Source organism: Christensenella timonensis, from assembly GCF_900087015.1.
GTDB lineage: Bacteria > Bacillota > Clostridia > Christensenellales > Christensenellaceae > Christensenella > Christensenella timonensis.
On record NZ_FLKP01000002.1, the window covers coordinates 1,597,438 to 1,621,206 of the forward strand.

Below are 23,769 nucleotides of genomic sequence, written 5' to 3' on the forward strand. Positions count from 1 at the left end.
ACGCCCAATGGGCGCAGGAGGAAGCAAATGATACATTTGGAATTGAATGATCTATTGAAAAAAGTCGACTGCAGATATACGCTGATCGTGGAAACGGCGAAGCGTGCAAGGCAGCTGATCGACGGGGCGCAGCCGCTGACGGAAAAGGTCGACCCCAACCCTGTTTCGCAGGCTGTAAACGAAGTGCTGAACGACAAAGTAACATACATCAGGGTGACAGACGGTATCAAATAATGCTGAACGGGAAAAATGTACTGCTTGGTGTAACGGGCGGGATTGCCGCATATAAAAGCGCATATCTTGCAAGCGGCCTCAAAAAAGCCGGCGCTGCGGTGGATGTGGTCATGACACAAGCCGCCGCAAAATTTGTTACGCCCCTGACGTTTGAAACGTTGAGCGCGGCTCCGGTAACGACAGATATGTTTTCGCGCGAAAAACCGTGGGAAGTGGAACACATTGCCTTGGCACAAAAAGCTGACCTGGCGGTGATCGCCCCGGCAACGGCGAATACGATCGCCAAACTTGCCTGCGGTATTGCGGACAATATGCTCGCCACGACCATTCTCGCGTGTACATGCCCGGTTGTGGTCGTTCCGGCAATGAATACGGCGATGTACGAAAATATCGCGACACAGGTCAACCTGCAAATTTTGAAGGATCGGGGATTCATCGTAATGAACCCGGCGGAAGGGGCGCTTGCTTGCGGGACATCGGGTGCGGGGCGCATGCGCGAACCGCAGGAGATCATTGATTTTTTGCAGGAGCTCCCAATGGAAAAGGGGAACGGCCTTGCAGGTAAAAAAGTCCTGATCACGGCGGGCCCTACGCGTGAAGCCATCGATCCGGTACGCTATATCACGAACCGTTCGTCCGGTAAGATGGGCTATGCGCTTGCGGCGGGTGCGCTGGGCGAAGGGGCAGAGGTCATGCTTGTGAGCGGGCCGGTGAGTATCTCGCCTCCGCAGGGTGCCAGTTTGTACCCTGTGGAAAGCGCGCATCAGATGTATAAGCAGGTCATGGAGCTCAAAGACAGCGCGGATATTATCATCATGTGCGCGGCGGTGGCAGATTACAGCCCGAAGCTGCGTGAAGAGCACAAGATGAAAAAACAGGATACCCTTAGCTTGGAGCTGGTGAAAACGCACGATATCCTGTCGGAAGTGGGCAAAGAAAAAAAGGCGTATCTGGTCGGTTTTGCCGCGGAAACGCAGAACATAGAGCAATATGCAAAGGGGAAGCTTGAAAAAAAGAACCTGGATATGATCGTCGCCAATGACGTATCCGGGACAGAAACGGGCTTTGACAGCGACTACAATGCGGTTTCCGTATACCGGCGCGACGGCAGCGTGGTGCACCTTCCAAAAGGGCGCAAAGCCGATATCGCGGTATCGATCATACGGGAAATCATCAAAAGCATCGGCTAAAAGCGTACATAGTACGCTTTTTTCTTAGAACACGGAGGTTCATTTGTACGCAAAAGTGATCGTGGATATCACACATACCCAGGTCGACCGGGTGTTTGAGTACCGTATCCCACAGGAACTGCATATCGAGCCCGGTATGCGCGTCAGCGTACCTTTTGGCAAAAGCAAAGAGACGGAAGGTATCGTGATCGGCCTGGCGCAGACGCCTGAATTCCCGCCGGAGAAGATTAAGCCTATCCTCTCGGCGCTGGAAGATTTTTGTGCGCTTACGCAGGAACAGATCGACCTTGCGTGCTTCATCAAGGAGAAATACAATACAACGCTTGCCTCTGCCTTGCGATTCATGATCCCCGCGCAGCTTAGGGGGGGCAAAGTTGGGGCAAAAACGCAAAGCATAGTGCGGCTTGCCGTTTCCGGCAGAGCGCTGTGTGAAGCGAAAAAAGCGATGCTTAAGCAAAACGGGGAAGTCAGGTTCCACAGGCAGCTGGAAGTTATTGAAAGGCTGGAAAAGGAAGGAGCGCTTCCCGCAAGCGCGCTCAATGCATCTGCCGTAAAGTCTCTGCAGCGCAAGGGGATTGTTTCAACGGGAAAAGAAGAAGTATCGCGCATCCCTTTTAAGCAGCCTGTCGGAAAGATCGAAGATTATACACTCACGGATACACAGCAAAAGATACTGGATACGATCCGCACTTCGGATCAAAGGTCTTTCCTGCTGCATGGCGTGACGGGCAGCGGAAAAACAGAAATCTATATCCGCGTGATCCGCGATGCATTGGAACAAGGAAGAACGGCATTGATGCTTGTTCCGGAAATTTCCCTGACGCCGCAGACATACCTGTTCTTAAAGCAGAGGTTTACAGAAGAAATCGCCGTTTTCCATTCAGGGCTTTCGGCCGGCGAGCGTTACGACGAATGGATGAAGGTGAAGCGTGGACAGGCAAAGATCGTCTTAGGGGCGCGCAGCGCCGTATTTGCGCCGCTTGAAAACCTTGGCGTCGTCATCATTGACGAAGAACACGAAACGAGCTACAAGGCGGATAATTACCCTAAATACACTGCGCATGAAATTGCAAAAAAGCGATGTGAATTAAGCGGCGCGATATTGATCCTCGGCAGCGCTACCCCGCAGGTCGAAACGTATTACAAGGCGCGGCAGGGGGAAATGCAGATATTGAAAATGCCGCAGCGGCTGTTTGGCCTCTCCCTTCCGACTGTGGAGGTTGTCGACCTGCGCGCCGAATTGAGCAAAGGGAACCGCAGCGCCATCAGCGGAAGCCTTTACGAAGCACTGGACGATACGCTTGCGCGGGGCAAGCAGGCTATGCTCTTTTTGAACCGCAGGGGATATTCGACCTTTGTCATGTGCCGTTCGTGCGGATATGTGGTCAAATGCGACAGCTGCGACGTGACGATGACCTACCATAAATCGCAGGATATGCTGAAATGCCACTATTGCGGCCGTACAAAGACGCCCGAGCATATCTGCCCGGAGTGCGGCAAGCCGCATCTGAAGTATTTTGGCGTAGGTACGCAGCAGATCGAGGAACAGCTCCGGGACTTGTTCCCGCAGGCGCGGATATTGCGGATGGATCTGGATACGACAGGAACGAAGGATGCACATTTGAAGATATTCAGGCAGTTTGCCGCGCATGAAGCGGATATCCTGATCGGTACGCAGATGATCACCAAGGGACTGGATTTTGAGGGCGTAACGCTGTCGGCGGTTCTGGCGGCGGACACGATGCTCAACATCCCGGATTACCGCAGTGCGGAGCGCACCTTTTCGCATATTACACAGATCGCCGGGCGCGCGGGGCGCAAAGAAGCCGGAAAGGTGATCCTGCAGACATATAATCCGGAGCATTACGCCGTACAATACGCGAGCAGGCATGATTATGACGGCTTTTATGAATATGAGATCAGGATGCGGGAGATGGCCATGCTCCCACCTTTTTCCACTTATGTGCAGATACAGTTTTCAGGAGAGGAAAACGGGCAGGTCGTATTGGCGGTAAAAGAATTTATCAGGCGATTAAAAACCGTGTTATTGCCGCATAAACATGATATAATAAGTATACGGGCGGCGGAAGCCGCGATCAGGCGGATCAGGAATATGGAACGTTATAACATACTGATCCATCTGAAAAATGGGGAAGATGGACTGATCTATTCGATCTATCAGGTATTCAACCAATTCCATTATCAAAATGTACTGACCGGTATCGACATCAATCCGGTCAATATGGCTTAAACGGAGGACAAACGTGGCTACAAGGACAATATTAGAGGGGGATAATCCCAGGTTACGGAAAATTTCAAGGCCGGTCGGGGCGATCAACAAGAGAATCATCGACCTGCTCGACGATATGGCGCAGACGATGTATGAGGCGCGCGGCGTGGGACTTGCGGCGCCGCAGGTAGGCGTTTTGAGGCGCGTAGTCGTGATCGACGTAGGCGACGGTCTTGTGGAGCTCATCAACCCGGAGATCATAAAAACCGAGGGGACGCAGCGGGAAGAGGAAGGCTGTCTTTCGCTGCCGGAGGACAATGGATATGTGATCCGTCCGGCAAAAGTCGTCGTGCGCGCACTCGACCGCAATGGCGATACGCAGGAATACACAGGCGAAGGTCTTTTGGCGCGCGCATTCGCCCATGAGATCGACCATTTGGACGGCGTTTTATTTACGGACAAAATGGTGGAACGTATCACGGACGACGACCATGACGGGGAACAGGACGAACATGAAACGGAACTTTAAGATCGTATTTATGGGAACGCCGGATTTCGCCGTTCCCGTTCTTAAGATGCTGATTGATGAGAAATATGATGTTGCGGCAGTGTTCACGCAGCCCGACCGGAAGGCCGGCAGAGGGCATAAGGAATCCCCGCCGCCTGTCAAGGTCCTGGCGGAGCAATACGGGATCCCGGTTTTTCAGTTTGAAAAGGTAAGCAAACCCGACGGGGTGGCTGCCTTGAAGGAATTGGAGCCGGATCTTATGGTTACGGCGGCATATGGGCATATCTTGTCGGAGGAGGTACTGGCTATCCCGCAGTATGGGTGTATCAACGTACATGCGTCGCTGCTTCCCAGGCTGCGCGGCGCGGCGCCCATCCAGTGGGCGATCATCAATGGCGAGAAAAGAACAGGCGTAACGACGATGTACACGGTGCGCGCTCTTGACGCCGGCGATATTTTGGAACAGGAGGAAACAGGTATCCCTGCCGATATGACGGCGGGGGAGCTATATAATGTGTTGAGTGAAATGGGCGCCCGGGTACTAAAGCGCACGCTGGAAAAGCTGGCGGACGGGACGCTCAGGCGCAAGCCGCAAAACGAAGAAGAAGCGACCTATTTTCCGATGTTCAAGAAAGGATTTGGCGAAATCGATTTTTGCAAGCCATCCCATACTATCGTGGATTTTGTCCGGGGAACAAATCCTGCGCCCGGGGCATATATGCGTTACCACGGCGAAAAAATCAAGGTGTTCCGTGTATGTGCCGACGAATACCGAGGAGAGGAACCCTGCGGCAGCGTTGTTGTCGCCAACGACAGGCAGGGATTGGGCATCAAAACGAAAGACGGATTGGTCTGGGTCGAGGAGATGCAGCGGCAGGGCGCTAAGCGTATGCCCGCTAAAGACAGCTTGCGCGGGAAAAAGATCGATGCAGGATACATTTTCCAAAAAGAAGAAGAGGGCGTTAATTGAATGCACGGCAGGTTTCACTGGATATCCTATCCAATGTACTGAAAAACCAAAGTTATCTGAATCTGGAATTAAAACACACTTTAAAACCGTCATGGACGATCGAGGACAGGCGGTTTATTACTGCGCTCGTCAATACGACGATCGAGAACCTATACCGCATCGATTACATTTTGCAGCAGTTTACGCAGGGAAAACGCCTGCATACGGTGATCCGTAATATTTTGCGGCTGGGCGTGTGCCAGCTCGCGTTTTTTGAATCAGTACCCGTTTCGGCGGCGGTGAACGAGAGCGTCAAGCTGGTTAAAAGGAGCAGTAAACCGCAGCTTAAAGGCTTTGTCAATGCGGTGCTGCGCAATATATCCAAAAATCTCGGCAAGATCGATTATCCGGACAGGAAAAAAGACCCGGCTGGGTTCCTGCATGTATTCTACAGCTACCCTAAATGGCTGTGCGAAAAATATATGAACGAATATGGCGTCGATTTCACGGAACAGATGCTTTCTTACCGCGCGGACAATTCTCTTACCTGTATTCGCGTACAGGAGCGGGAAAGCTTTGCAGTGACGGATCAATATCTGCCGGGCAGGTATTGCGACGATGCCTATTATATCAAAAACGCTTCTAACATCGAAAATATGCCTATGTTTTTGGACGGCATTATCACTGTACAGGGAGAGGCTTCCATGTTATGCGTGCGCGCGGCAGGGATCGCGCAGCAGGATCGGGTACTCGATACGTGCGCTGCGCCGGGCGGAAAGAGCGCCTATGCGGCAAAGATCGCTTCGGACGGACATGTCAGCGCGCTGGATATCCATGAACACCGGGCGCAGCTGATCGGCAAGACGTTTGCGCGGCTGCATACGGAAAACGCCGATATCCGCGTTGCCGACGCTTCCAGGTACGATCGTTCGTTGGGCGAATACGACGTGGTGCTTGTGGATGCGCCGTGTTCTGCGCTGGGCCTTTTGTACCGTAAAGCGGATATCAAAATATCCAAGAATGAAGATGACATTGAAACCCTTGTGGTTTTGCAGCGGAAAATCCTGAAAGCGTGCGCAAAGTATGTGAAAAGCGGCGGCGTCCTCCTATACTCCACCTGCACGATCGATCAAAACGAAAATGAAGATAATATCCGTTGGTTCCTGAAAGAAAATAAGGAATTCCGTGAGGCGGATTTAAAATCATACCTGCCTGGAAAACTGGCGCAGTATGCTAAGGGATGCACCTTGCAGCTTTTCCCGCACCGGGATGGGATCGACGGCTTTTTTATGGCAAGAATGGAAAGAATATGAGAAAACTGCTTGATTACAGCCTTGACGAGCTAAAAACGTTACTGGAAGATACCGGCGAAAAACCATTTCGCGCCAAGCAGGTGATGCAGTGGCTTGTGCAGGGGAAACGTTTTGACGAAATGACAAACCTGTCTTTATCGCTGCGCCGGAAATTGAAAGGGCGTTATACGGAGGGGTATGCGGAAATTGTCAGGGTGTTGGCCTCAAAGGACGGTACCAAGAAGTATTTATTTGCTTTTGAAGATGGGTGCATGGTTGAAAGCGTCTTTATGCAAAAGGATTATGGAAATACCATTTGCGTATCTACACAGGTCGGCTGCCGTATGGGCTGTGTGTTTTGCGCCTCCGGCGCAAACGGGTTTGTCAGGAATTTGACTGCGGGCGAGATCCTGGCACAGGTAATTGCTGTCAATGCGGATAATGGAGAAGGCCGCGCCATCACTAATATCGTGCTCATGGGTATGGGGGAACCGCTCGATAATTACGACAATGTCGTAAAATTCCTGCGTCTTGTAAACGCCAGGGACGGGCTTAATATCGGTATGCGCAATATATCGCTTTCCACCTGCGGCCTGGCAGGAAAAATCGATCGGTTCGCACAGGAGGGACTTCCCGTTACGCTGTCCATCTCGTTGCATGCGGCAAGCGATGGGAAGCGCGCGCAGGTTATGCCTGTTGCCAACCGATATTCCCTGCGGGAAATCATCTCTGCGGCAAATAACTACTTTTTAAAAAGCGGCAGACGTATTATAATAGAATACGCAGTGATCGATGGGTTTAACGACGGGACAGAAGATGTGGAGCTGCTCAGGGAACTTCTTTTGGGGCTCAATTGCCACGTCAACCTGATTCCGCTCAACGATAACAGCGGCGTCGCCCTGAAAGCGCCCGCTAAGCGCAGGGTATATGCCTTTTGCGATATGCTTTCAAAAGCGGGACTGTCTGCAACAGTACGCAAATCCATGGGCAGCGATATCGCAGGCGCATGCGGTCAGTTAAAGCAGCAATATCAATCGGAAAAATAAGGAGTATCCATGAAAACGGCAGCAAAAAGCCATGTTGGTAAAGTCAGGACGGTCAACGAAGATACGCTATTTGTACATACGGATCAGAAGCCGTGTTATATGATGGTAGCAGACGGAATGGGCGGCCACGCGGCAGGCGAGGTCGCCAGCAGGATCACGTGTGATTCGATCCGCCGCTATATTGACGAGCGCCATCTGGAAGAACTTGGCAAGGACGATATCCTGCGTGCAATCGACTTTGCCAATGCATCCCTGCGTGCAGAGATGGAAAAAGACGAGCTGCTCAAAGGAATGGGTACGACGCTTACATTCGCTGCGGTAAAAGACGAGGAAATCATTATCGCGCAGGTTGGGGATTCCCGCGCCTATCATTTCAATGGCAATGCAGTCCGTAAAGTAACGGACGACCATACCTATGTGCAGTACCTGATCGACAGCGGCGTGATCAAGGGCAAGGCAGCTTCCGAATATCCTTTTAAGAACATCATCACCCGCGCGGTCGGCATGAAGGATTTAAAGGTCGACTTCTTTGAATTCAAATGGAAGAGCGGCGACATGCTGTTGCTTTGCTCCGACGGCCTTTCAAATTATACGGACGAAACGATCTTAAAACAAGTTCTTTCCGCAAACACCACGCTTGCGCATAAAACGGATAACCTTGTAGATCTTGCGCTGGACGGCGGTGGGAAGGATAATATTTCCGTCATTATCGCGCAATATACCAACGAAGGGGCGGATGCGGTATGATTGAACCGAACATGCTACTTGCGGGCAGGTACCGCCTGATCCAGCAGATCGATGCAGGCGGCTCCGCTTATATATATAAGGCGTTCGATGAAAAGACAAAGCAAACGGTTGCGGTCAAGGTTTTGAAGCCGGAGCTCACGGACAACGAAGAATTCATCCAGCGTTTTAAAAAAGAAGTGCAAGCTTCCTTGAAATTGAGACATGCCAATATTATCCGTGCGTATGACGCGGGATACGATCAGGGTACTTATTATATCGTCATGGATCTGATCGAAGGCAAAACCTTGAAGCACCTGATCAATATCAATGGCCCGCTGCCTTTGAAGTATGTAATCAGTGTGGCAAAAAAGCTTTGCCTGGCGCTGGAATATGCCCACGTCAAAGGATTTGTGCATCGTGATATTAAGCCGCATAATGTGATGATCGATATGACTGGCGAACCGTATATCGCGGATTTTGGCATTGCAAAAAACCTTGCCCAGAATACGATTACCGTAGAAGACAACAGCGTAATGGGTTCCGTGCACTATTTTTCGCCGGAGCAGGCGCGCGGGGAACGTGCCGACAAGCGTTCGGACATCTATTCGCTCGGTATATTGATCTACGAAATGCTGTGCGGGAAAGTCCCGTTCGACGCGGACAGCTCTGTCGCGATCGCATTAAAGCATATCAACGACGAGATGCCTGATGTGACCAAAATGGTGCAGGGAGTTCCGGAGAGCGTTAATAAGATCATCCAGAAGGCGACGCAAAAGGATAAGCATTTCCGCTATAAATCCGCTTTTAACATGTATGAGGATTTGCAGCGCTGTTTAAGTGAGCCGGATGGTGCATACATCAAATATACTGAAAGCAAGCGTACCCAACAACACATGGAGGAGATGCACGCACGCCGTTCCAAGAAAAGCCTCAAAAAGCTGGTGATCACCTATGGAATCGCTGCAGCGATTGTGGTGGCGATCATTTTTGCGGTGAGCGGCCTGATCAATATGAACAGCTCAAAACCGCAGCCGCTGCCCGATTTTGTAGGCATGACACAGAAAAATGCTTTGGAAGCTGCGCGTAACTTTGATATCACACCCACCTTTACTTACGAATATTCCTCAGAAGCTGAAAAAGATATCGTGATTCGTCAGGATCCGGTAGCGGGAGCCGAGGTCGAAAAAGGCGATCCCGTGACGTTGATTGTCAGCAACGGGACAGGCGCTGATGTCATGCCGGATGTCCTTACAATGGATATCGAACAGGCAAAAAAAGCGCTTGCAGAACAGGGGATTACGGTAAAACAGATATTGGAGCAAACGGATGGCGACGCCCCGATCAACGCTGTAGTAAGCCAGGAACCAAAAGCCGGGGAGTCTGTTTCACAAAGTAACGGGGTGGTATTGACAGTTAAAAAAGCCCCGGACACGCTAAAGATCATACTGCCGGACGTACAGGGCGCAGCGGCCGACGATGCGCTCACACAGCTGAAGGCGGAAGGACTGGAAAAATTTTTTATCTATGACGAACAAAGCGAAACGGAAGCCGGAACCGTCCTCACGCAAAATCCACAGCCGGGAACAGAGCAGGTTGTCAGCCGCCCTGTAAGCCTTGCGATATCGCGTTTTGATTACGCGATGTATTCATACCAGGGAATGATAGATGTGAATGTGCCCAGCGACGATACTTCCGTAAAAATAGGAATCCAGGGTTCGATCAACGATATTTCGGTTTATTATATTGTATACGACCAGACGCTTCCGGCAGGGATGCAGTCAATTGCTCTCGATATAACGAAAGCTTTTGATTCCAAGGATAATACGCTGAACAAGAACCTGGTCGTATTCATAAACGATACGCTGGATACCAAGGCGACAGCCCAAAGCGTGACGTTTAACAGGGCCGAGGGAGGCAATTGATCATTCAGGGCAGGATTGTAAAAGGAATCGGCGGATTCTATTATGTCAGCGACGCAAAAGGCAACGTATACGAATGTAAGGCGCGCGGCCGTTTCCGCAAGCAGGGGATCGTTCCCTGTGTGGGAGACTATGTGGAATTTGAGCCGCAGTCCGAAAGTTACGGGGCGATCGAAGAGATATTGCCGCGCAAAAACCAGCTGGTTCGTCCGGCTGTCGCAAACATCGACAGTGTGATCCTCGTGGTATCTGCCGACAAGCCGGATATCGATTTCCTTTTGTGCGATAAATTGCTGATCCAGGCGGACAGGCTGGGCATCAGGCCTGTGATCGCGATCAATAAGACAGACCTCAACAAGCAGAACGCGTATGCGATCAATGAACAGTATTCCTATTATGACACCGTTTATGTATCCGCCCTGGAGCTGCACGGGATCGAGGACTTGAAAGATGTGATCCGGGGCAGGTGCGTGTGCCTTGCGGGACAGTCCGCCGTCGGGAAATCGTCGTTGGTGAATGCGCTTTGCAAAGAGCTTCGGCTCGAAACGGGCGGCCTTAGCAAAAAGACGGAGCGGGGAAAGCATACGACCCGGCAGGCGGAGCTTCTTTACTTAAAAGACCTGAATGCGTATGTAGTCGATACGCCGGGCTTTTCCATGTTTGATATAGGCGGCCTGAAGAAAGAGGAATTGGGTCAGTATTACCGTGAGATCGCGGAATATGCGGGCGAATGTAAGTTCGCGTCCTGCATGCATGACCGCGAACCCGATTGCGCTGTCAAAATCGCCTTGGCAGAAGGCGAAATCAGCGCAGAACGCTACGATAGGTATTTAAAATTATTGAACTTGATAGGAGAGAAAAAAGAATGATCAAGATTGCACCTTCAATTTTATCGGCGGACTTCGGCAATATGGCGCGGGACATTGAAATGCTCAACAGGGCTGGTGTGGACTATATCCATTGCGACGTGATGGACGGTATGTTCGTACCCAATATGACCTTTGGTTTCCAGATGATCAGCGCAGTCAAAAAAGTGGCGGAGGCGCCTCTTGACGTACATCTGATGATCCAGCAGCCCGAGCGTTATGTTGAGCGTTTCGCGGAGGCGGGTTCGGATATCATCTCCGTGCACGCGGAAGCGACGAACCATTTGCAGCGGGTCTTAAAGCAGATCAGCGGCTGCGGCGTCAAAGCGGCGGCAGTACTCAATCCTGCGACGCCACTGGATATGCTGAACTATGTAATGGACGATGTCGACCTGATCCTGCTGATGTCCGTCAATCCCGGGTATGGCGGCCAGAGCTTTATTCCGGCTGTATTGGGTAAAATTGCGGAGCTGCGCAAGATGATCGACGCTACCGGTAAAGAGATCGAACTCGAAGTGGATGGCGGTGTTACGGTCGGCAATTGCAAGACGATCATTGACGCGGGAGCTAATGTCCTGGTAGCCGGAAGCGCCGTTTTCAATGCAGACGACCCGGCAGGCGCTGTAAAGCTTTTGAGGGGTTAAGGGCTAATGCATGCAGTATTGGTTGCCGCCGGCGAAAAGCCGCCGAAAGATTTTGCCCTTGGTTTGCTGCAGTCTGCAGATTTGAAAATTGCCGTAGATGGCGGGCTGGCCGTATTTGAAGAATGTGGCGTGATTCCCGACCTGATGATCGGCGACATGGATTCAGTCGACGCATCGTTGCTTCAGGGCTATTCTTTCATGCAGGTTCCGCTGTATCAAGCTTCATCCGAAAAAGATGAAACGGACGGGATGCTGGCCCTAGACGAGGCAATCGCGCGTGGGGCAAAAAGGATCGTACTGCTCGGGGCAACGGGTGGCCGGATCGATCACCTGCTCTCCAATTTGATGCTGCTGCGGCGCGCCCATGAAAAGGATGTCAAGCTTGTGATCTGCGATGCCTTGCAGGAAATTGTGATCGAAAAGGGCGGTTTTGAAATTTGCGGAAGCGTTGGGCAGACGGTCTCCATACTGCCGGTGAATGAGCAGGCGTGCGTGCACTGCTTTGACGGCTTATATTATCCGCTCGATCATCTTGTGCTGAGAAACGACGAGCCGCGGGGCGTGAGCAATGTGCTGACAAAGGAATGTGCCGTCCTTCACAGCGACGACTATGTACTTGTCATCAAAAATGCGGTATAACAGGAAATAAAAACAGGGCAGACGATTGATTATCTGCCCTGCATTTGGCTTCAGCTTTTAAACGTAGCGTTCGACTTTCCCTGAACGCAGGCAACGCGTGCAAACATACTTCCTTGTAGGAGTACCGTTCTCGATTACTCTTACGCGCTGTACATTGGGGGCCCAAATTCTCTTGGATGTCCTGTGCGAATGACTGACTTTGTTGCCGGAAGAAACACCCTTAGAACAGATTTCACAATATTTTGCCATCAGAAAACACCTCCCTCTTGGTGTATACATTTCAAACAGCGTTAATTTTATCATTTATACAAGGGTTTTGCAAGTATTTTTGGCAAATAAATTTCTTTCGGGGCGCAAAAAAGCGCCCGCAAGCGTTTGATATTGCAGGAAAGATGGTATATAATATGAAATAATAAACCAATGGGAGGTTTTACCTATGAGCGCAGCATTAAAAAATGATTTGGGAACGATCACTTATACAGAAGACTATATTGCTTCTATTGCCGGGATCAGTGCGATGGAATGTTATGGCCTGGTCGGGATGTCCCAGAAAAATATTACAGAAGCGATCACAAATCTTTTTAAGGGAGACAACCTGAAAAAGGGCGTTAAAGTTAAAACAGACGGTTCTGAAAATGTGATCGTTGAATTATATATCACCGTTAAGTACGGCGTTTCCTTATCGGCCGTGGCGGAAAATATCATCGACAAAGTAAAATATTCGATCGAAAAAGAAACGGGGCTGAATGTCAGCAGCGTAGACATCATCGTTCAGGGAATTCAGTTCTAAGGGGGAGCTTAGGTTGATAAAAACGCTTGACGGCAAGCGCCTGAAGGAAATGATTTTGGGGGCAGCTGCAGTACTTGAAAAGAACAAGGAAACTTTGGATTCCTTGAATGTATTTCCTGTACCGGATGGAGACACCGGTACAAATATGTCGCTTACCATGATCTCCGCTGCCAAGGAAGTCGCGGCGGTCGAGCAGGAAAACGACGTCATAAAAATCGTCCAGGCTATGAGCTTGGGGGCGTTAAAGGGTGCGCGGGGTAATTCCGGCGTTATTTTATCGCAGATTTTTGCGGGCTTCGCGGATGCGATCGTAAAACAGCCGCAGGAACTTACGACCCAGCTGATGGCGGCAGCGCTTCGTAACGGCGTTGATTTTGCCTATAAGGCTGTTATGAAACCGAAGGAAGGGACAATCCTCACTGTGACGGCAAGTATTGCTGCCGCGGCAGAAGAAATCTCGCAAAAAACGGACGATTTGTATGAACAACTCGAATACAGCATCAAAGAAGGCGAAAAAACATTAAAGCAAACGCCTGAAATGCTTCCGGTGCTAAAGGAAGCGGGGGTGGTCGATGCCGGCGGCGCAGGTTTCCTCGTCATTATGATGGGCTTCAAATCCGTTCTGGATGGCGAAGACATTGATAGCGGGGAGCTGCTTGCAAATGGCGAATCTCTTGTAGATTTTTCCAATTTGGCGGAAGAGGACGACGATATCCAATACGGATATTGCACGGAATTTTTCATCAAGAACCTTTTCCCTGATACCAAAGAGCGGGACATCGATACTTACCGGAATAATTTATCAAAAATTGGGGATTGCGTGCTCGTGGTGGGAGACCTGAATCTGGTTAAAACGCATGTGCATACCAATGAACCCGGACTTGCGCTGCAATATGCGCAGATCCTCGGTGAATTGAGTAAAATCAAGATCGATAATATGCGCGAACAGCACAGGGAGCTTTCGGATTTGACCGAAGTCCCCGAACTAAAGGAACGTCCGCAAAAGGAAATTGCCGTTGTGACGGTGATTGCCGGAAAAGGGATACAGACGATCTTTGAAGATTGCCAGATCGATATGTTTGTGCAGGGAGGACAATCCATGAATCCTTCCACCGAAGATATCCTGCGCGCGATCGAGAGTGCGCCTTCCGACAATATCATTGTCCTGCCCAACAACAAAAATATCATTCTCGCTGCCGACCAGGCAGCGGATTTGTGTGAAAAAAATGTCGTGGTCTTAAAATCGAAAACGATCCCCCAGGGGATCGCCGCCGCTATCGCTTATGATCCGGAAGCGGATATCGATACCAACACGAAGCGCATGCAGCGGGCGATCGATTCCATCAAAACGGGCTCGATCACAAGCGCAGTACGCGATACGAAAATCGGCGGGACTGATATCAAGCTTGGCGAGCTGTTGGGCATCGAGGAGAATACCATTGTATCCAACGGCCCCGTTTTGAGCGAGGTTTACGGCGGTTTGATGAATAAAATGATCGACGGCGATTCGGAGTTGATCAGTATTTATTATGGCGAAGGCGTTGACGAAGTCACTGCGGATGAACTGCGGGAGCTGACGGAAAAGGAATTCCCGCAATGCGATGTGGAGCTTCACTACGGAGGGCAACCGGTTTATCCTTACATCATCTCCGTGGAATAATTTGGCAATATCAGGAAACCGGCATGAAAGAGTGTCGGTTTTTTCGTACATGCCAACGCTTAAAGGAAAGTATTTATGGAATATGCCACCTCCGTTACGCAAATCGGCGGTATAGGAGAAAAAACGGCGAAAACGCTGCATAAGATCGAAGTCGATACGGTAAAGGATTTGCTGTATTATTTGCCGCGCTCCTATAAAGACCTTTCCACCGTCAAAAGGATCAGCGAGGTAAAATTTGGCGAAATCGCGTTTCTGGAGGTTAAGGTGTTTACACAGCCGCAGGTAAAGCGCATTCGCCGGGGACTGGAAATCACTTCTTTCCAGGTCACGGATGCGACCGGAATTGCCAATGTGGATATCTTCAACCAGATTTATATCAAAAATAATATCACGGTCGGGCAGACGATCTATTTATATGGCAAGCTGGAATATAAATTTGGAAAAATGACGATATCCTCACCTGAAATTTACTTCAAGAAGCCAGAAGATCCATTCCTGCCCATCTATCCGCTAACTGCGGGCCTCAACCAGAACATGATGCGTAAATTTATCAAGGAAGCGCTGTACAAAACGGAAATGCAGGAATACTATTCGACGGGTTTTTTACAGGAATTCCATTTGCCGGACATCAAAAAAGCGCTGCACGACGTTCATTTCCCACAGGATATGGAGCAAGCGGCGACCGCACGTGCCCGCATCGTTTTTGACGAGCTTTTGGTGTTCAACCGTATAATGGAGATGCTGGGCGATGAAAAGCGCCAAAAGAGCGCCGCGCGGCTGCTCCATGCGCAGGATAACAGGGATGCCTTTTTATCCAAATTGCACTTTACCCCGACCGGGGCGCAGCTGCGGGTCATGCGGGAGATGGAAACGGATTTTGCAAAAGATATGGCAATGAACCGCCTTGTCCAGGGGGATGTGGGCAGCGGTAAAACGGCGCTCGCATTTTATGCGATGCATTGCATGTATGAAGCGGGTTACCAGAGCGTATTGATGGCCCCCACAGAGATCCTCGCCCGGCAGCATTATGAGACGGCTAAGGAATTGTTTGACGAAACGCAGATCGCTTGCGTGACAGGCGTACTGGGTGCAAAAGCCCGTAAGGAAATCAACCGCAGGATAGCGGGGGGGGAAATTAAGATCATCATCGGCACACATGCCCTGCTATACGGCGATATACATTTTTGTAAGCTCGGCCTCATCATCACAGACGAGCAGCACCGGTTTGGCGTGAAGCAGCGCGCCGCCCTTTCGGGCGATCAAAACGACGTCCATACGCTCATTATGTCCGCGACGCCCATTCCGCGTTCGCTGCAGCTGGTATTGTTCGGCAATACGGATATCTCAATCGTGGACGAGCTGCCTCCCGGCCGCAAGCCGGTCAAAACGTACCTGATCCATCAAAATAAATATCAGGATATGATTACTTTTATCAAAAACGAGCTGCATCGCAAGCATCAGGCATATATCGTGTGCCCGCTGATCGAAGACAGCGAGAATATGGAGGCGAAATCCGCCAAACAGATGTTTGGCGAAATGGAACAATACTATGCCGGATTCCGAATGGCCCTGATCCATGGAAAAATGAAAAATGCGGAAAAACAGGAAGTTATGGAAGCGTATGCCGCCGGGGAGATCGACGTGCTTGTTTCGACCACAGTGATTGAAGTCGGTATCAACGTCCCCAATGCGACCTGTATGGTGATTATCAACGCGGAACGCTTTGGCCTTGCGCAGTTGCATCAGCTTCGTGGCCGTGTGGGGCGGGGAAGCACACAATCGTATTGTTTCCTGGTATCCGACAACCAGGCCGCCTATGAACGCTTGCGCGTTCTGGTAAACACGAACGACGGCTTTGAGATCGCGGAGCAGGATATGAAGCTGCGCGGGACGGGGGACATCTTGGGAACGCGCCAGCACGGGACAAGCAGCCTGAAAGCGGCAAACCTGATCACAGATATCCGACAGTTGGAACAGACAAGGGACGTCCTGGAGATCATGAAAAGCGATAAACACTTTATGAGTGAATACCGCGCGATCACGCAGGCGGCCCGCAGGGAGCTGAAGCATAAAATGATAGAAATCGCTTTGAATTAGCAAAATATTGTCAGGATTTGGTTGACATTCGATGCAATTCATATTATTATATTATCGTAGTAGCGATTTACTACGATAAATTATTTGAACAGAGGAATAGAATGAACAAGCTAAAATTGCAGGTTCCGTCAGGCGCGTGGGATTATCTCCCGGAAGAGTGTGCCGCAAAGCGCAAGACGGAAAACATCATCCGGAATGAATTTTTGAAAAGCGGCTACGCGGAGATCGAAACGCCGTCTTTTGAACATTATGAAGTATTCATGCACGATGCGGTTCCGTACGTGCAGGAGAATATGATCAAGTTTTTTGACCTGCAGGGCAGGATATTGGCCCTGCGCCCTGATATGACAGGGCCGATCGCCCGCCTGGCCGCAACAAAGCTTTTGAGCCAATGCGACGTGCTCCGGCTTTGTTATATCCAAAATGCATATGGCTTTTTCAACCATGGGATCGCGGGAAAAACAGAATTCACGCAGGCCGGCGTGGAGCTCATCGGCAAGAGCGGAGCGGATGCGGATGCGGAGGTCATTGCGCTTGCGATCCAGGCATTGCTGAAAGCGGGCGTTGACGATTTCAAGATCGATATCGGACAAGTCGCTTATTTCAAGGGATTGATTTCCAGCGCATCCTTAAGCGAGGAGCAAACGGAAAAAATACGGATGCTGATCGATACCAAAAACAGCGTGGAGCTGGAATACGAGCTGTCGCGGCTCAACCTGCCGGATGATCTCAAGCAGGCATTGCTGGGATTGACGAGTCTGTTTGGCGGAGCGGAGGTCTTTGATAAAGCTAAGTCCCTTGCAAAGAATGAAGCCTGTATGCAGGCTGTGGATAACATGAAAGAAGTTTACCAAATCCTGTGCGACTTTGGCTATGGGAAATATATCTCGATCGACTTTGGCATCCTCAACAATTTCAATTACTATTCCGGCATCCTGTTCCGCGGGATATCGGGAACGATCGGCACCCCCATCCTTTCAGGCGGGCGCTACGACGACCTGCTGTGCGAATTTGGCGTGAATACCCCGGCTACGGGTTTTGCCATGGGCATCAATGAGGTGCTGCTTGTTTTGGAACAAACGGGTAAGCTCCAGAAGGACGATGAGCCTGTGACGGTCATCAGGTGCGGCAAAGCAGACAGGAAAGAGGCATATGCCTATGTACAAAACCTGCGTGCACAAGGGACTTGCGCCGTACTGGAGCTCAATGGCAGCAGCTATGATACGCAAAAATATACTGTGATCGAATTTGACGAGAGGTAAAAAAAGATGGAATTGACAATTGCACTTGCCAAGGGACGCTTGGCAAAGTTTGCCATAGAGCTGTTTTCAAAATGCGGGATCGATACTGCAGAGCTTGAGGAGGATACGAGGAAGCTGGTCGTATACGACAAAAAGAATGAGCTTCGTTTTATTCTGGTAAAACCGACGGATGTCCCGGTTTATGTATACCGCGGCGTCGCGGATATCGGGATCGCGGGGAAAGATACGCTGTTAGAAGCCGGGCTTCCGCTTTATGAAATGCTCGACTTAAAGTGCGGGAAATGCAAAATGTGCGTGGCAGGGTATGCGGAAAAGCAAAATGACAGGATTACCTCCACCATCACGCGCGTCGCGACAAAATACCCGCGTGTTGCAAAAATGTATTACAATGAAAAAGGCGAGGACATCGAGATCATCAAGCTGAACGGCAGCATCGAGCTTGCGCCCATCCTCGATTTGAGCGACGTCATCGTGGATATCGTGGAGAGCGGTACGACGATCCGCGAGAACGGCCTTGCCATTTTGGAGGACGTATGCGATATCAGTGCGCGCCTGGTGGTCAACCAAGTCAGCTTGAAAACAAAAGCGGATAAAATCCAACCGCTGATCGGGAAGCTCGGCGAAGCATTGGAGGAAATGTAATATGTTACCGATCCTTTTTTCCGGAGACGCAGGAGAACTGAAAAGGCGCTTGCTGATGCGCAATGAAACGGACTATACCGAAGAACAAAAAGTCGTTGACGAAGTGCTTGCGCGGGTCAGGCAGCAAGGCGACGCGGCGCTTTTTGATTATATTAAAAAATTTGACGGCTTTGACGTTGCCGCCGACACGATTTTGCTTACACAGCAGGAAGTCGGGGAGGCCTTTGACCGCGTAGACGAAAATTTGCTTGGGGTGATGAAGGAAGCCGCCGCCAATATCGAAGCGTTCCATAACCGCCAAAAGCGTGAAAATTGGTTTATCGAGTCTGAAGGTAAAATGATCGGCCAGCTGTATATCCCTGTGGAAAACGCAGGGGTCTATGTACCCGGCGGAAAAGCCGCTTATCCCTCCAGCGTACTGATGAACATTATTCCGGCTAAATGCGCAGGGGTAAAAAATATTGCTGTCGCAACACCCGCGCGGAACGGAAAGGTCAATCCCGTTACCATAGCGGCCGCTAAGATCGCGGGCGCCGATAAGATTTATAAGATGGGCGGGGCGCAGGCCATCGCCGCTTTTGCCTACGGGACGCAAACTGTCCCTAAAATGGATAAAATTACAGGGCCGGGCAACATATATGTGGCGCTGGCAAAAAAGAGCGTATACGGAGTCGTGGGCATCGATATGATCGCCGGGCCGTCGGAGGTACTGGTGATCGCCGACGAGCAGGCGAACGAGCGCTTTATTGCCGCAGACTTCCTTTCACAGGCGGAACACGATGAAATGGCTGCCTGCATCCTCGTGACTGTCTCTGAGGAAAAGGCGCGGCGAGTGAGAAAGGAGATCCTCCGCCAGGCAGGGATGCTCCCCAAAAAAGAAATCGTTATGAAATCGCTTGAGCAGTATGGCACGATCGTAGTGGCAAAGGATTTAGATGACGCCGTAGCGGTGTCCAACCTGATCGCCCCGGAGCATCTTGAAATATGCGTACGTGAGCCGATGCAGCTCCTTGACAAAATCCAGAACGCCGGCTCCATCTTCTTAGGGGAATATTCGCCGGAGCCTCTGGGGGATTATTTTGCGGGCACGAACCACGTGCTTCCGACAAACGGTACGGCACGGTTTTCTTCGCCCCTGAACGTTGACGATTTCCAAAAGAAATCCAGTGTGATATACTACACAAAGGAAGAATTTGAACGGGAATACCAAAAGGTCGCTTCCTTTGCAAAGGCGGAAGGGCTGGATGCGCACGCGCGGTCTGCCGAAATACGCTTTAAAGATTGAGGGGGAAACTACATGCGGAAAAGCACGATACAGAGAAAAACCAATGAAACGGATATACAGCTCGAGCTGAACCTGGACGGCAGGGGAACTTACAAGGTAAAGACCGGCGTGGGATTTTTTGACCATATGCTGGAGCTGTTTGCCAAGCATGCGCAAATAGACCTCACGCTTTCCTGCGCGGGCGATGTGCATGTCGATGCGCACCACACGGTAGAGGACTGCGGCATTGTCCTCGGCGAGGCGATCAAAAGCGCACTGGGCGACAAGAAACGGATCCGCCGTTATGCCACGAAATTCGTGCCGATGGATGAAACGCTGATGATGGCGAGCCTCGATATCAGCGGGCGCCCTTACCTTGCCTACCATGTCACTTTCTTGCAGGGCAAAATAGGCGATTTTGACGCCGAGCTCTGCGAGGAGTTTTTTCGCGCGGTCGCTTTTCACGCGGGCATCACGCTGCATATCAATTTGCAGTATGGAAGCAATACGCACCACATCATTGAAGCAGCGTTCAAAGCCTTTGGACAGGCGCTGCGCGAGGCGGTATCCATCGATCCCGACCTTGAGGGTGTATTTTCGACAAAAGGGGTATTATGATAGCGGTCATAGACTACGGAATGGGAAATTTGAGAAGCGTGGAAAAAGCGTTTGCTTTTTTGGGCTATGACGTCTGTGTGACGAACGATGCCCGGAAAATCAGGGATGCAAGCCATTTGGTGCTCCCGGGGGTGGGCGCGATCGCGGATGCCTTAACGCACCTTAAGCAGCGCGGACTGTTTGAAGAGATCATTGCCCAGAGCCGGACGGGCAAACCCTTTTTGGGGATATGCCTCGGCATGCAGCTGCTTTTTGATAAGAGTTTTGAAAATGGCGAACACAAGGCGCTGGGACTCGTCCCCGGCGCTGTACAGCCTTTTTCCTGTACAGGACTTAGGATCCCGCATATGGGCTGGAACACGCTTAAAACGAACGCCAGCCCTCTATTTGAACAGGAGAATCCCTGCGTCTATTTTGTACATTCTTATCACGCGGCCCAAGTACCGAAGGAGTATGTGAGCGCGACGACGGAATATGGATATGGTTTCGTATCGGCGGTGCAGAAGGACAATGTGTATGGGCTGCAGTTTCACCCTGAAAAAAGCGGTGATACGGGTCTTGCGATGCTGAAATTATTTGGAGGACTGAAAGCATGAAAATTTATCCTGCGATCGATATCAAAAACGGAAAATGCGTACGTTTGCAACAGGGAGTGATGGACAGCTCCACAGAATACGGCGATCCGCTTGAAATGGCAAAAAAGTGGGCGGAAAAGGGCGCTTACTATTTACATGTGGTGGATCTCGACGCGGCGTTTGCCGGGGAATTCGTGAACAGGGAAGTGATCACGCAAATCGTGCAGTCGCTTAAGATCCCCGTACAGGTCGGCGGGGGTATCCGCACGAGGGAGGATATTCGCGTGCGCCTTGACGATGTGGGAATATCCCGCGTAATTTTGGGAACGGTAGCGGTAGAGGATCCGGAGCTCGTGAAATGGGCGGTATCAAAGTATAAAGACCGGATCGCGGTAGGGATCGACGCCAAGGCCGGTAAGGTCGCGATCAAGGGCTGGGCCGACGAAACGGATACCGATGCGGTCGAGCTGGCGCAGCAGATGCGCAAACTGGGCGTAAGAACCATCATCTATACAGATATCTCCAAGGACGGCATGATGACCGGGCCTGATATTGAAAATACGGAAACGATCGTAAAAAAGACGTGGGTCAACCTGATCGCTTCGGGCGGTATCAGCAGTATCGGCGACCTGCAGCGCGTCAAGGGAACGGGCGCATGCGGTTGCATTATCGGTAAAGCGCTTTACGATGGCGCTTTCACGCTGGAAGAAGCTTTGAAGGCGGCGAAATAATGCTGACAAGAAGGATCATACCGTGCCTGGACGTACATGCGGGCCGCGTCGTGAAAGGCGTCAACTTTGTGGATTTAAAAGATGCGGGCGATCCGGTGGAGATCGCAAAGGCGTATAATGAACAGGGGGCGGACGAGCTTGTATTTTTGGACATCACAGCGTCTTCCGACGACCGCGGCATCATGGCCGATGTCGTTTCCAGGACGGCGGAACAGGTATTTATCCCATTGACGGTCGGCGGAGGCATCCGCAGCGTTGCGGATTTCCGGCGGATATTAAAGTGTGGTGCGGACAAAATTTCCGTCAATTCGCCTGCGGTAAAAAATCCGGAACTGATCACGGAAGCCGCTATGAAATTCGGCAGCCAGTGCGTTGTCGTCGCCATTGACGCCAAGCGCAGCGGCGATGGAAAATTTGAAGTTTTTTTGAACGGCGGCCGCGTCAACACGGGTATGGACGCTATCGAGTGGGCGCAAAAGGCAACGCAGCTCGGCGCAGGCGAGATATTGCTGACGAGTATGGATGCCGATGGTACTAAAAACGGATACGATATCGAGCTGACAAAAGCGGTCAGCAGCGTCGTGAACGTACCTGTCATCGCTTCGGGCGGCGCAGGGAAGCTGAGCGATTTTGCAGAGGTCATTTTAGAGGCGGATGCAAGCGCTGTGCTTGCAGCGTCGTTATTTCATTATAAGGAACTGACGATCCATGAAGTGAAGGAGTATTTAAAGAGCAGAAATATTGCTGTTAGGAGTGAATAAAGATGGATATGGAAATCAAATTTGGAAAAGACGGGCTGGTTCCTGCGATTGCACAAGAGGCCAATACAGGCGTTGTGCTGATGCAGGCATATATGAACCAAGAAGCCTTTGACAAAACGCTGGAAACGGGCTATGCGCATTATTATTCGAGGGCCCGCCAGAAACTCTGGAAAAAGGGAGAGACATCCGGCAATGTGCAGGAGATCGTGAGCGTGAGCCTCGATTGCGACTGCGACTGTGTACTTTTGAAGGTAAAGCAGACCGGCCCTGCATGCCACACGGGGGAATATTCCTGCTTTTTCAACCAAGTGCAGGAAAACGAGAAGATCGCGAATTCTTCGATGATGTACGAGCTTTATGATTTGATCGCGGACAGGAAGGTGCATCCCAAGGAAGGCTCTTATACCAACTACCTGTTTGAAAAAGGGATCGACAAAATCCTCAAAAAGGTGGGGGAGGAAAGCGCGGAAGTGATCATTGCGTCCAAAAACCCGGGAACGGACGAGCTTCGCTATGAAGCGGCGGATCTCATCTACCACCTGCTCGTCCTGATGAATGAAAAGGGACTTACGCTCGGCGAATTGTTTGGGGAATTGCAAAATAGAAGGTAATATTTTTCATAAAATATGTTGACAGGAGATACCTTTTATAATAAAATAATACATGCGCTGTGCAAAACATGTACGGCATAATGTGTGGGAGTATAGCTCAGCTGGGAGAGCATCTGCCTTACAAGCAGAGGGTCACAGGTTCGAGCCCTGTTACTCCCACCATTACATTTATGGCCTGGTAGTTCAGTTGGTTAGAACGCTAGCCTGTCACGCTAGAGGTCGAGAGTTCGAGTCTCTTCCAGGTCGCCATTTTTCTTTTATAGTTATGCGGGAGTGGCTCAGTGGTAGAGCGTCGCCTTGCCAAGGCGAATGTCGCGAGTTCGAATCTCGTCTTCCGCTCCATATGGCGCCATAGCCAAGTGGTAAGGCAGGGGCCTGCAAAGCCCTTATCCCCAGTTCAAATCTGGGTGGCGCCTCCAAAAACCAGAAACCGATTATCTGATAGGATAGTCGGTTTTTTTGTTCTTACAAAACTGTAAGATAATTGTAAGGAACTTCGATAGCGGATTGTAAGG

The 23,769-nt window shown here is 50.7% G+C and carries 24 protein-coding genes and 4 tRNA genes; 27 read left to right on the forward strand and 1 reads right to left on the reverse strand.

The features are described from left to right. Positions 1-27 precede the first annotated feature (27 nt). From rpoZ to BN6471_RS09100, 12 genes are read left to right on the forward strand one after another with little or no spacing between them, the layout of a single operon-like run. Entirely contained in the window at positions 28-234 is a 207-nt protein-coding gene (gene rpoZ / locus BN6471_RS09045; RefSeq protein WP_066647986.1) for a DNA-directed RNA polymerase subunit omega, read from the forward strand. Then, a complete protein-coding gene (gene coaBC / locus BN6471_RS09050) occupies positions 231-1,424 on the forward strand; it encodes a bifunctional phosphopantothenoylcysteine decarboxylase/phosphopantothenate--cysteine ligase CoaBC (protein ID WP_407919472.1) in 1,194 nt (397 codons plus the stop codon). Before rpoZ ends, coaBC begins: the two co-directional genes overlap by 4 nt. Positions 1,425-1,467: 43 nt before the next feature. Beyond that, positions 1,468-3,675 carry a replication restart helicase PriA gene (priA, locus tag BN6471_RS09055; RefSeq protein WP_066647990.1) on the forward strand — a complete coding sequence of 736 codons (2,208 nt, stop codon included), beginning with the start codon at positions 1,468-1,470 and terminating at the stop codon, positions 3,673-3,675. 13 nt (positions 3,676-3,688) lie between these two features. Continuing rightward, entirely contained in the window at positions 3,689-4,183 is a 495-nt protein-coding gene (gene def / locus BN6471_RS09060; RefSeq protein WP_066647993.1) for a peptide deformylase, read from the forward strand. Continuing rightward, positions 4,167-5,132, forward strand: a complete 966-nt coding sequence (gene fmt / locus BN6471_RS09065; protein ID WP_066647996.1) for a methionyl-tRNA formyltransferase — start codon at positions 4,167-4,169, stop codon at positions 5,130-5,132. Before def ends, fmt begins: the two co-directional genes overlap by 17 nt. Continuing rightward, positions 5,129-6,424 carry a 16S rRNA (cytosine(967)-C(5))-methyltransferase RsmB gene (gene rsmB / locus BN6471_RS09070; protein WP_066647998.1) on the forward strand — a complete coding sequence of 432 codons (1,296 nt, stop codon included), beginning with the start codon at positions 5,129-5,131 and terminating at the stop codon, positions 6,422-6,424. Before fmt ends, rsmB begins: the two co-directional genes overlap by 4 nt. Next, complete coding sequence (rlmN, locus tag BN6471_RS09075) at positions 6,421-7,449, forward strand: dual-specificity RNA methyltransferase RlmN (RefSeq protein WP_066648001.1); 1,029 nt, start codon at positions 6,421-6,423, stop codon at positions 7,447-7,449. The genes rsmB and rlmN overlap by 4 nt, the downstream gene beginning before the upstream one ends. A gap of 9 nt (positions 7,450-7,458) precedes the next feature. Then, positions 7,459-8,196: a Stp1/IreP family PP2C-type Ser/Thr phosphatase gene (locus BN6471_RS09080; RefSeq protein WP_066648004.1), complete on the forward strand. Its 738-nt coding sequence runs from the start codon at positions 7,459-7,461 to the stop codon at positions 8,194-8,196. Continuing rightward, a complete protein-coding gene (gene pknB / locus BN6471_RS09085) occupies positions 8,193-10,097 on the forward strand; it encodes a Stk1 family PASTA domain-containing Ser/Thr kinase (RefSeq protein ID WP_066648007.1) in 1,905 nt (634 codons plus the stop codon). The genes BN6471_RS09080 and pknB overlap by 4 nt, the downstream gene beginning before the upstream one ends. Beyond that, a complete protein-coding gene (gene rsgA / locus BN6471_RS09090) occupies positions 10,094-10,963 on the forward strand; it encodes a ribosome small subunit-dependent GTPase A (protein WP_082903418.1) in 870 nt (289 codons plus the stop codon). The genes pknB and rsgA overlap by 4 nt, the downstream gene beginning before the upstream one ends. Next, positions 10,960-11,604: a ribulose-phosphate 3-epimerase gene (gene rpe, locus BN6471_RS09095; protein ID WP_066648009.1), complete on the forward strand. Its 645-nt coding sequence runs from the start codon at positions 10,960-10,962 to the stop codon at positions 11,602-11,604. Before rsgA ends, rpe begins: the two co-directional genes overlap by 4 nt. A 6-nt stretch (positions 11,605-11,610) precedes the next feature. Further along, entirely contained in the window at positions 11,611-12,243 is a 633-nt protein-coding gene (locus BN6471_RS09100; protein WP_066648018.1) for a thiamine diphosphokinase, read from the forward strand. A 57-nt stretch (positions 12,244-12,300) separates the two neighbouring features. Here BN6471_RS09100 and rpmB read toward each other — a convergent pair whose 3' ends face one another. Further along, complete coding sequence (gene rpmB, locus BN6471_RS12565) at positions 12,301-12,492, reverse strand: 50S ribosomal protein L28 (protein WP_074025768.1); 192 nt, start codon at positions 12,490-12,492, stop codon at positions 12,301-12,303. A gap of 187 nt (positions 12,493-12,679) precedes the next feature. Between rpmB and BN6471_RS09110 the strand changes: the two genes are divergently transcribed. From BN6471_RS09110 to BN6471_RS09180, 15 genes are all read left to right on the forward strand, one after another. Then, on the forward strand, positions 12,680-13,033 hold the full coding sequence (locus BN6471_RS09110) for an Asp23/Gls24 family envelope stress response protein (protein WP_066648026.1): 354 nt from the start codon (positions 12,680-12,682) through the stop codon (positions 13,031-13,033). 13 nt (positions 13,034-13,046) lie between these two features. Continuing rightward, a complete protein-coding gene (locus BN6471_RS09115; RefSeq protein WP_242861856.1) occupies positions 13,047-14,693 on the forward strand; it encodes a DAK2 domain-containing protein in 1,647 nt (548 codons plus the stop codon). Between the two features lie 75 nt (positions 14,694-14,768). Next, complete coding sequence (gene recG / locus BN6471_RS09120; protein ID WP_066648028.1) at positions 14,769-16,790, forward strand: ATP-dependent DNA helicase RecG; 2,022 nt, start codon at positions 14,769-14,771, stop codon at positions 16,788-16,790. A gap of 101 nt (positions 16,791-16,891) precedes the next feature. Continuing rightward, positions 16,892-18,052, forward strand: a complete 1,161-nt coding sequence (hisZ, locus tag BN6471_RS09125; RefSeq protein ID WP_066648030.1) for an ATP phosphoribosyltransferase regulatory subunit — start codon at positions 16,892-16,894, stop codon at positions 18,050-18,052. 6 nt (positions 18,053-18,058) lie between these two features. Further along, a complete protein-coding gene (gene hisG / locus BN6471_RS09130; RefSeq protein ID WP_066648032.1) occupies positions 18,059-18,694 on the forward strand; it encodes an ATP phosphoribosyltransferase in 636 nt (211 codons plus the stop codon). 1 nt (position 18,695) lies between these two features. Next, positions 18,696-19,979 (forward strand): histidinol dehydrogenase, encoded by a 1,284-nt coding sequence (gene hisD, locus BN6471_RS09135; RefSeq protein WP_066648033.1) that lies wholly within the window; start codon positions 18,696-18,698, stop codon positions 19,977-19,979. A 12-nt stretch (positions 19,980-19,991) separates the two neighbouring features. Continuing rightward, positions 19,992-20,576, forward strand: a complete 585-nt coding sequence (gene hisB / locus BN6471_RS09140; protein WP_066648035.1) for an imidazoleglycerol-phosphate dehydratase HisB — start codon at positions 19,992-19,994, stop codon at positions 20,574-20,576. Then, on the forward strand, positions 20,573-21,172 hold the full coding sequence (hisH, locus tag BN6471_RS09145) for an imidazole glycerol phosphate synthase subunit HisH (RefSeq protein WP_066648037.1): 600 nt from the start codon (positions 20,573-20,575) through the stop codon (positions 21,170-21,172). Before hisB ends, hisH begins: the two co-directional genes overlap by 4 nt. Further along, on the forward strand, positions 21,169-21,882 hold the full coding sequence (hisA, locus tag BN6471_RS09150) for a 1-(5-phosphoribosyl)-5-[(5-phosphoribosylamino)methylideneamino]imidazole-4-carboxamide isomerase (RefSeq protein WP_066648039.1): 714 nt from the start codon (positions 21,169-21,171) through the stop codon (positions 21,880-21,882). Before hisH ends, hisA begins: the two co-directional genes overlap by 4 nt. Next, positions 21,882-22,643 carry an imidazole glycerol phosphate synthase subunit HisF gene (gene hisF, locus BN6471_RS09155; protein WP_066648041.1) on the forward strand — a complete coding sequence of 254 codons (762 nt, stop codon included), beginning with the start codon at positions 21,882-21,884 and terminating at the stop codon, positions 22,641-22,643. Before hisA ends, hisF begins: the two co-directional genes overlap by 1 nt. Before the next feature lie 2 nt (positions 22,644-22,645). Further along, positions 22,646-23,254, forward strand: coding sequence for a bifunctional phosphoribosyl-AMP cyclohydrolase/phosphoribosyl-ATP diphosphatase HisIE (gene hisIE, locus BN6471_RS09160; protein ID WP_066648043.1), 609 nt, complete (start codon positions 22,646-22,648; stop codon positions 23,252-23,254). An 86-nt stretch (positions 23,255-23,340) separates the two neighbouring features. Beyond that, positions 23,341-23,416, forward strand: a tRNA-Val gene (locus BN6471_RS09165). A 10-nt stretch (positions 23,417-23,426) separates the two neighbouring features. After that, a tRNA-Asp gene (locus BN6471_RS09170) sits at positions 23,427-23,503 on the forward strand. A gap of 18 nt (positions 23,504-23,521) precedes the next feature. After that, positions 23,522-23,596: transfer RNA gene (locus BN6471_RS09175), tRNA-Gly, on the forward strand. Positions 23,597-23,599: 3 nt separating this feature from the next. Next, a tRNA-Cys gene (locus tag BN6471_RS09180) sits at positions 23,600-23,673 on the forward strand. The last annotated feature ends 96 nt before the right edge of the window (positions 23,674-23,769 follow it).

Excerpts from the sequence above, each read along its gene's own strand:
- fmt (WP_066647996.1), top strand. The coding sequence starts at position 4,167 with ATGAAACGGAACTTTAAGATCGTATTTATGGGAACGCCGGATTTCGCC.
- hisH (WP_066648037.1), top strand. The coding sequence starts at position 20,573 with ATGATAGCGGTCATAGACTACGGAATGGGAAATTTGAGAAGCGTGGAA.
- hisA (WP_066648039.1), top strand. The coding sequence starts at position 21,169 with ATGAAAATTTATCCTGCGATCGATATCAAAAACGGAAAATGCGTACGT.
- hisB (WP_066648035.1), top strand. The coding sequence starts at position 19,992 with ATGCGGAAAAGCACGATACAGAGAAAAACCAATGAAACGGATATACAG.
- hisF (WP_066648041.1), top strand. The coding sequence starts at position 21,882 with ATGCTGACAAGAAGGATCATACCGTGCCTGGACGTACATGCGGGCCGC.
- BN6471_RS09100 (WP_066648018.1), top strand. The coding sequence starts at position 11,611 with ATGCATGCAGTATTGGTTGCCGCCGGCGAAAAGCCGCCGAAAGATTTT.
- rpe (WP_066648009.1), top strand. The coding sequence starts at position 10,960 with ATGATCAAGATTGCACCTTCAATTTTATCGGCGGACTTCGGCAATATG.
- pknB (WP_066648007.1), top strand. The coding sequence starts at position 8,193 with ATGATTGAACCGAACATGCTACTTGCGGGCAGGTACCGCCTGATCCAG.
- hisZ (WP_066648030.1), top strand. The coding sequence starts at position 16,892 with ATGAACAAGCTAAAATTGCAGGTTCCGTCAGGCGCGTGGGATTATCTC.
- rpmB (WP_074025768.1), bottom strand. The coding sequence starts at position 12,492 with ATGGCAAAATATTGTGAAATCTGTTCTAAGGGTGTTTCTTCCGGCAAC.
- rpoZ (WP_066647986.1), top strand. The coding sequence starts at position 28 with ATGATACATTTGGAATTGAATGATCTATTGAAAAAAGTCGACTGCAGA.
- BN6471_RS09110 (WP_066648026.1), top strand. The coding sequence starts at position 12,680 with ATGAGCGCAGCATTAAAAAATGATTTGGGAACGATCACTTATACAGAA.
- hisD (WP_066648033.1), top strand. The coding sequence starts at position 18,696 with ATGTTACCGATCCTTTTTTCCGGAGACGCAGGAGAACTGAAAAGGCGC.
- hisG (WP_066648032.1), top strand. The coding sequence starts at position 18,059 with ATGGAATTGACAATTGCACTTGCCAAGGGACGCTTGGCAAAGTTTGCC.
- BN6471_RS09080 (WP_066648004.1), top strand. The coding sequence starts at position 7,459 with ATGAAAACGGCAGCAAAAAGCCATGTTGGTAAAGTCAGGACGGTCAAC.
- hisIE (WP_066648043.1), top strand. The coding sequence starts at position 22,646 with ATGGATATGGAAATCAAATTTGGAAAAGACGGGCTGGTTCCTGCGATT.
- rlmN (WP_066648001.1), top strand. The coding sequence starts at position 6,421 with ATGAGAAAACTGCTTGATTACAGCCTTGACGAGCTAAAAACGTTACTG.
- recG (WP_066648028.1), top strand. The coding sequence starts at position 14,769 with ATGGAATATGCCACCTCCGTTACGCAAATCGGCGGTATAGGAGAAAAA.